The organism is Moorella naiadis (nom. illeg.) (assembly GCF_051020825.1).
In the GTDB taxonomy this organism is placed as follows: domain Bacteria; phylum Bacillota; class DSM-521; order Neomoorellales; family Neomoorellaceae; genus Neomoorella; species Neomoorella naiadis.
Genome location: NZ_JAXGFQ010000026.1, coordinates 41,072 through 47,115, shown reverse-complemented (window position 1 = coordinate 47,115; position 6,044 = coordinate 41,072). Strand labels below are relative to the sequence as shown.

Annotated in this window: 5 protein-coding genes; all 5 read left to right on the top strand. The window is 54.7% G+C overall.

Annotation, left to right across the window (positions count from 1 at the left end; translation table 11 throughout):
- Positions 1 to 193: 193 nt before the first annotated feature.
- The 5 genes from SDD30_RS13930 to SDD30_RS13910 all read left to right on the top strand — a co-directional run bounded on the left by SDD30_RS13930 (position 194) and on the right by SDD30_RS13910 (position 6,034).
- Positions 194 to 1,387 (top strand): hydroxyacid-oxoacid transhydrogenase, encoded by a 1,194-nt coding sequence (locus tag SDD30_RS13930; RefSeq protein WP_434075538.1) that lies wholly within the window; start codon positions 194 to 196, stop codon positions 1,385 to 1,387.
- A gap of 24 nt (positions 1,388 to 1,411) precedes the next feature.
- The gene (locus SDD30_RS13925; protein WP_434075537.1) at positions 1,412 to 2,389 is read left to right on the top strand and encodes a thiamine pyrophosphate-dependent dehydrogenase E1 component subunit alpha; all 978 of its coding nucleotides are present in this window, start codon (positions 1,412 to 1,414) and stop codon (positions 2,387 to 2,389) included.
- Between the two features lie 23 nt (positions 2,390 to 2,412).
- Positions 2,413 to 3,384: an alpha-ketoacid dehydrogenase subunit beta gene (locus tag SDD30_RS13920; RefSeq protein ID WP_434075536.1), complete on the top strand. Its 972-nt coding sequence runs from the start codon at positions 2,413 to 2,415 to the stop codon at positions 3,382 to 3,384.
- A gap of 24 nt (positions 3,385 to 3,408) precedes the next feature.
- The gene (locus tag SDD30_RS13915; RefSeq protein ID WP_434075535.1) at positions 3,409 to 4,587 is read left to right on the top strand and encodes a dihydrolipoamide acetyltransferase family protein; all 1,179 of its coding nucleotides are present in this window, start codon (positions 3,409 to 3,411) and stop codon (positions 4,585 to 4,587) included.
- Positions 4,588 to 4,855: 268 nt separating this feature from the next.
- Positions 4,856 to 6,034 carry a uroporphyrinogen decarboxylase family protein gene (locus SDD30_RS13910; RefSeq protein ID WP_434075534.1) on the top strand — a complete coding sequence of 393 codons (1,179 nt, stop codon included), beginning with the start codon at positions 4,856 to 4,858 and terminating at the stop codon, positions 6,032 to 6,034.
- Positions 6,035 to 6,044: the final 10 nt, after the last annotated feature.

Genomic DNA, 6,044 nt, shown 5'->3' with positions numbered 1-6,044 from the left:
TGGATCACTTTTACTTTATCATAAGTGGATCAGATTTACTTTGCCATAGTGGATCATTTTTGTATTGACAAACGCAGGAAGAAATTAAGATGGTTAATATAATTACCGCCAGGTTTAATCCTGGTATCAATTCCCCATAGTCCAATAAGGCACTGCTAACTCCAAAATAAAAAATATTATGGAGGTATTTCTTATGCGTAACGTATGGAAGTATTCTATCGCCGGGCAAGTTGTATTCGGGCCTGGTACCCTCAGTGAGCTACCAGGGTGTTTGCAGAAGTTAAAAGTGAACAAGCCCTTCATTGTTACGGATAAAAATATCGGCGGCTCAGCCATTGGCGCCAAAATAAAGGAAGTACTGGCGGGTCATAATTATGTTTTTTGGGATAATGGCATCCCCGAACCGACCACCAAAACTGCTCTGGCGGCAGCGGCAGAAGTAAAAGCTCATGGTTGTGATGCTACTATCGGCCTTGGCGGCGGCAGCTCTATCGATGTGGCTAAAGCGGCAGCCATCCTGACCACCTTTGGCGGTAATCCTGCTGATTACTATGACGAAAACAAAGTACCGGGTAAGACCATTCCCATTATTGCTATCCCCACTACTGCCGGAACCGGTTCGGAGGTTACCCCGGTATCGGTGCTGGAAGATGAAGAAAAAGAGCTCAAAGGCGGCATCACCGATAATAACATCCGGCCCTGGGTAGCCATAGTTGACCCTCTATTAACCATGAGCATGCCCCCGCGGGTAACGGCCGAAACAGGTATCGACGCCCTGGGTCACGCGGTAGAGTCTTACATTGCCGTCTCCAGCAAATACCTGCCACCGGATGTTGATTATATCTTTGGCGGTTCGACTGAATTGACTGAGACCCTGGCTGAAAAAGCAATCAGTTTGATTGCCAGTAACCTCCGTCTGGCTGTTTTCCAGGGACAGAACGAAACCGCCCGATATAACATGTCCCTAGCCAGTTTAACTGCCGGCATGGCTTTCGGTAATTCCGGGCTGGGCCTGGTCCATGCCTTCAGTTTCCCCCTGGCCAAACGCGTTCATGCTTCTCATGGGTGCTTAATCGGGCTCATGCTGCCCTACGTAGTAGCCTTTAATCTGACGGCCGCTGCCGCCAAGCTGAAGCGGATTGCGGAACTCTTCGGCGAGAATATGGCCGGCTTGTCTGATCTGGAGGCAGCCAGGAAAGGTGTAGAGGCTGTTAAAAAGCTCCAGGAGGACATTGGTATAGCCACCCACCTCCGGGAGATCGGTATTGAAGAGGAGCAACTGCCGGAGATAGCAACTGAAACCATCAAGATTGAACGCCTAGTCAGGGGTAATCCGCGGCGAGTAACCGAAGCCGATCTGGTTGAAATCCTCAAAGCAGCCTTTTAGTCCAGATTATAGGAGGGCATACAAGTGGGAGCAACAACCACCTTAACGAAAGAACAACTGAGCAAGATGTACCATGACATGTGGGTCATCCGTTTCTTTGAAGAAAACCTGCTCGATTTATACCAGAAGAACCTGGCCTATGGCGGCATGCACGTCAGCGTCGGGGAGGAAGCCATCGCTGTCGGCGCCTGCGCCAACTTGAACCGGGAGGACACCATCGTCACCAGCCACCGCGGTCACGGCCACTGCATCGCCAAAGGTGCGGACCTCAAAGGCATGATGGCCGAGTTACTGGCCCGTAAGAACGGCCTGTGCAAAGGCAAAGGCGGTTCCCAGCATATCGTCGACATGTCCGTAGGCGTCCTGGGCGCCCAGGGCATCGTCGGCGCCGGCTGCGCCATCGCCACCGGGGCCGCCTTATCCTTCAAACTCCGGGAGCAAAAAAATGTCTGCATCAACTTCTTCGGCGACGGGGCCACCAACACTGGCAGCTTTCACGAATCCCTCAACCTGGCCGCCCTGTACAACCTGCCGGTAGTCTTCATCTGCGAAAACAACGGCTACGCCGTCAGCACCTCCTTTGCCCGCTCCACCAAAATAGATAAGATTTCCGTACGCGCCGCCAGTTACGGTATGCCCGGGATGACTATCGACGGCAACAACATCTTTACCGTCTATGAGACAGTTAAAGAAGCAGTCGCACGCGCCCGCCAGGGCGACGGGCCGACCCTCATCGAAGCCGTCACCTACCGCTGGTACGGGCACTATGTCGGCGACCCCTGCACCTACCGGCCCAAAGGGGAACTAGAAAAGTGGCAGGAGAAAGACCCGATTATCTTCCTGGAAAAACACCTGATAGAGAATAATATCTGCAGCCCGGACGAAGTAGCCGGCCTAAAGGTCGAAGCCAAGCAGGCCATCGACGACGCCCTGGAATACGGGCTGGCCGGCCTCGAACCCGAGCCAGCCGATCTATTTACCGACGTCTACTACGAAAACTAAGCAGGAAGGGGTTACAATAGTCAATGCGCCAGATAACCATGGCGGAAGCCATAAACGAAGCCTTACGGGAAGAAATGCAGCACGACCCCCACATGTTCATCATCGGCGAAGAGATCGGACTACGCGGGGGCGCCTTCACCTGCACCCGGGGATTAATGGAAGAATTCCCCGGCCGGGTACTGGACACCCCCATCTCCGAATCGGCCATCGCCGGGGCGGCTTATGGTGGCGCCCTCTCCGGCACCAAGGCGGTAGCCGAATTCATGTTTTCCGATTTCAGCTTTATCGCCATGGACCAGATCATCAACTCCGCCGCCAAGAGCCGTTACATGTTCGGCGGCCAGGCCACCATCCCGGTAGTCTTCCGCATGTCCAGCGGTTCCGGCCGCCAGCAGGCGGCCCAGCACTCCCAGAGTCTAGAAGTCTTCTACGCCCACATTCCGGGCCTAAAAGTAGTTATGCCCGCCACCCCCTATGACGCCAAGGGGCTGCTGAAAGCAGCCATTAACGACCATAATCCCGTAGTCTTCCTGGAGCCTCGAATTCTTTATTTCAAAAAAGGCGAAGTGCCGGAAGAAGAATACAGCATCGCCCTGGGTAAGGGCGATATCAAACGCAGTGGGGACGACGTCACCGTCGTGGCCACCGGAGCTATGGTCGAACGTGCCCTGGCTGTAGCTGAAAAATTAGGCCGGGAAGGGATCAGCGTCGAAGTAATCGACCCCCGGACCATCAGGCCCCTGGACACCGAACTCATCGTAAACTCCGTCAAGAAAACCGGCCGCCTGGTAGTAGTGCACGAAGCCCCGAAAACCTACGGCATGGCCGGCGAGGTAATCACCCTGGTCATCGAACAGGCCTTTGATTACCTGAACGCACCCCCGCAACGGGTGGCGGGTCATGACGTACCCATCCCCTACAACCGCAACCTGGAGCGGCTGGCCATACCTTTAGAAGAAGACATTGAAGCCGCCGTGCGGCAATCCCTGAAGTAAAAAACTACAGGAGGCGCAAACAAGTTGGCAACCCTGGTACTCTTACCCAAACTGGGTGTAACCATGGAAGAAGGCAAGATCGTCAACTGGTGCAAGCAAGAAGGGGAAGAAGTAGCTGAGGGCGACATCCTCTTTGAAATCGAAACCGACAAAGTCACCATGGAAGTCGAGGCCAAAGAGAGCGGAATCCTGCGGAAGATCCTGGTGCCCGTAGACGAACTGGTGCCGGTGACCACCCCGGTAGCCATCATCGGCACGGCCGACGAAGACATCCGTGAGCTAACAGGGGATAAAGCCAGCCAGGAAACCATATCAACCCCCGCCGCCACGAGCTCGGCCCCGGCTCCAGCCCCCGCAGAAACAGGACCAGCAAAAGAAGCCGGAAATCAGCCCTTGCTGGCCACCCCGCGGGCGAAAAAAATGGCCCGGGAAAAAGGCGTCGACCTGAGGAAAGTCCAGGGAACAGGTGAAAACGGCCGCATTGTCGAAGAAGACCTCATCAAGTACCTGGAGACCACCACCGCAGTTGCTCCCTCAGGTGCCGGGGAAACCCGGACCCTGTTAGAAGGGATACGCCAGATAATTGCCGAACGGTTGTCCAGGAGTGCCCAGGAACGGCCCCACGTCTACTTTACGAAAGAAATCGACATGACAGCCTGCCTGAAGCTCAAAGAGGAATGGGATTACAAAGTAACCTTGACCGATTTCTTCGTCTATGCCGTAGGGCGGGCCCTGCAGGAGTACCCCCAGGTCAACGTCTCCCTGAACGAAAATGAAATAGTCCAGCACGCCGCAGCGAATATCGGTATCGCCGTCGATGCCGGCCGGGGCCTGATTGTCCCGGTAATCAAAGACGCCGGGCGAAAAACCCTGCAAGAGATATCCACCGCCCGGGCAGAACTGGTGCAACTAGCCCGGGAGGGGAAATTAACGGCCGAGCAGGTTGAAGGCGGCACCTTTACTATCAGCAACCTGGGCATGTACGGCGTCGACCAGTTTACGGCCATCATCAATCCCCCGGAGAGCGCCATCCTGGCTGTTGGTACGATTAAGAAGCAATTGGTGGTAAGTGCCGAAGGGGATATCAAGATCCGGCCCATTACCAAAGTTACGTTATCCGTAGACCATCGTTTGATTGACGGCGCCCTGGCAGCCAGGTTCCTGCAGGCCGTGGGTACAGTTATGGAGAACCCCTCTATTTAACTGTCTCAGATTCTAGTTTAAGGTCCCGGCAGGCTCCTTTTCCCCCATTTACTGGTGCTATCTGGTGGCCTGGACGCTTATCCTGAAAATAACGCCGTTTACCATTTTCATCTTTCTGTTGGTGCCACCGGGGCGGCATGGGCGTCTACTCTGAAAACAATACCATTAACCATTTCATCTTCATCCCTTGCGCTGGTGCCGCCCGGCGGCCTGGAGTTTGACTTCTATATTAAAACAAGGTTGAAAAGGCAGAAGGAGATCAAAAGTAATGGCTGAAGTGAATCTGGATAGGCTCATCGACGAAATGGCTGCGGCTGTCCACAGCGACCGCAATGCCCAAAACGCCCGCTTCTGGCGTCCCCAGCCCCCTTGGGCCCGGGGCAACTGGCGGGGGTTGCCGGCCCTGCAGATGGACGGTCAGGTACCCTTCATCGTCGAACCAGACATCTCCCTGTGGTCAGTTATCTTGGGCCTCGACATTGCTCGTTACTGGAGCGACCCTAGGGCCTACCTGGCCGGCCAGCTGCAGATCAACCTGCATAAATTTAAGGTCTTCCGTGATAACACCTACTTTACCGGCGAAGTAACCCCCTGGCCGGGGGTGGTCTTTGAGCTCAGCCTGTTCGGCATCCCCGTCGTCTGGCATGAAGACCGCGGCCCCTGGATTGCCAGCGAACCAGTACTCAAGGAATACGCAGACCTGGACAAACTTGAAATACCTGACTTCTACAAGAGCGGGCTAATGCCCCGGGTGCACGAATTCTATGCCCGTTTTAACGAACTGGTCAAAGACCGGTTGCCGGTCATCTTCCCGGACTGGGTTTTCGGTCCCTTTGGCGTAGCCATGCACCTGCGGGGGATGCAGAACCTGTTAATGGATACCATTCTGAACCCGGAATGGGTGCAGCGCTTACTACGCTTTATCATGGAAGCCCACAAGGATTGGAGTAAAGCCAGGGCCCGGTTTATCGGCCAGCCCATTACCAAAGCCAAATTATATAACGATGAAATCGATGGCAACGTTATCAGCCCGGAACTCTATCAGAGCGCCATTCTAGCTTACGAGCAAGAACTCAGCGCCTTTCATGATGGCATCGTCTACTTTCACAGCTGCGGTAATCTCACTAAACTCTTACCAGTAATCAAACAGATCCCCAACCTGGAGATGCTCCATGTCTCCCCGTGGACGGATGTAGAAAAGGCCCTGGAACTTTTCGCCCCGGAGGTAGCCTTTGACGTCTGCCTTGATCCCGTTGCCGATGTCATTGAGGCCAGCGAAGAGCAGATGCAAGGGAAACTGGCATACCTGGTCAATACTCTGCGGGGTAAGGCCGCCTTCAGCATCCGCGCCGACGCCTTTCAGGTAATGAACGACCACCCTCAGGAGGACTACCAGAAGGTCCGGCGCTGGTGCGAGATTGCCAGGAAAGTAACAGGTCAAGAATAAGAGCCCAAGC

Coding starts and splice junctions, on each gene's coding strand:
- SDD30_RS13930 (WP_434075538.1), top strand. CDS start 194: ATGCGTAACGTATGGAAGTATTCTATCGCCGGGCAAGTTGTATTCGGG.
- SDD30_RS13910 (WP_434075534.1), top strand. CDS start 4,856: ATGGCTGAAGTGAATCTGGATAGGCTCATCGACGAAATGGCTGCGGCT.
- SDD30_RS13920 (WP_434075536.1), top strand. CDS start 2,413: ATGCGCCAGATAACCATGGCGGAAGCCATAAACGAAGCCTTACGGGAA.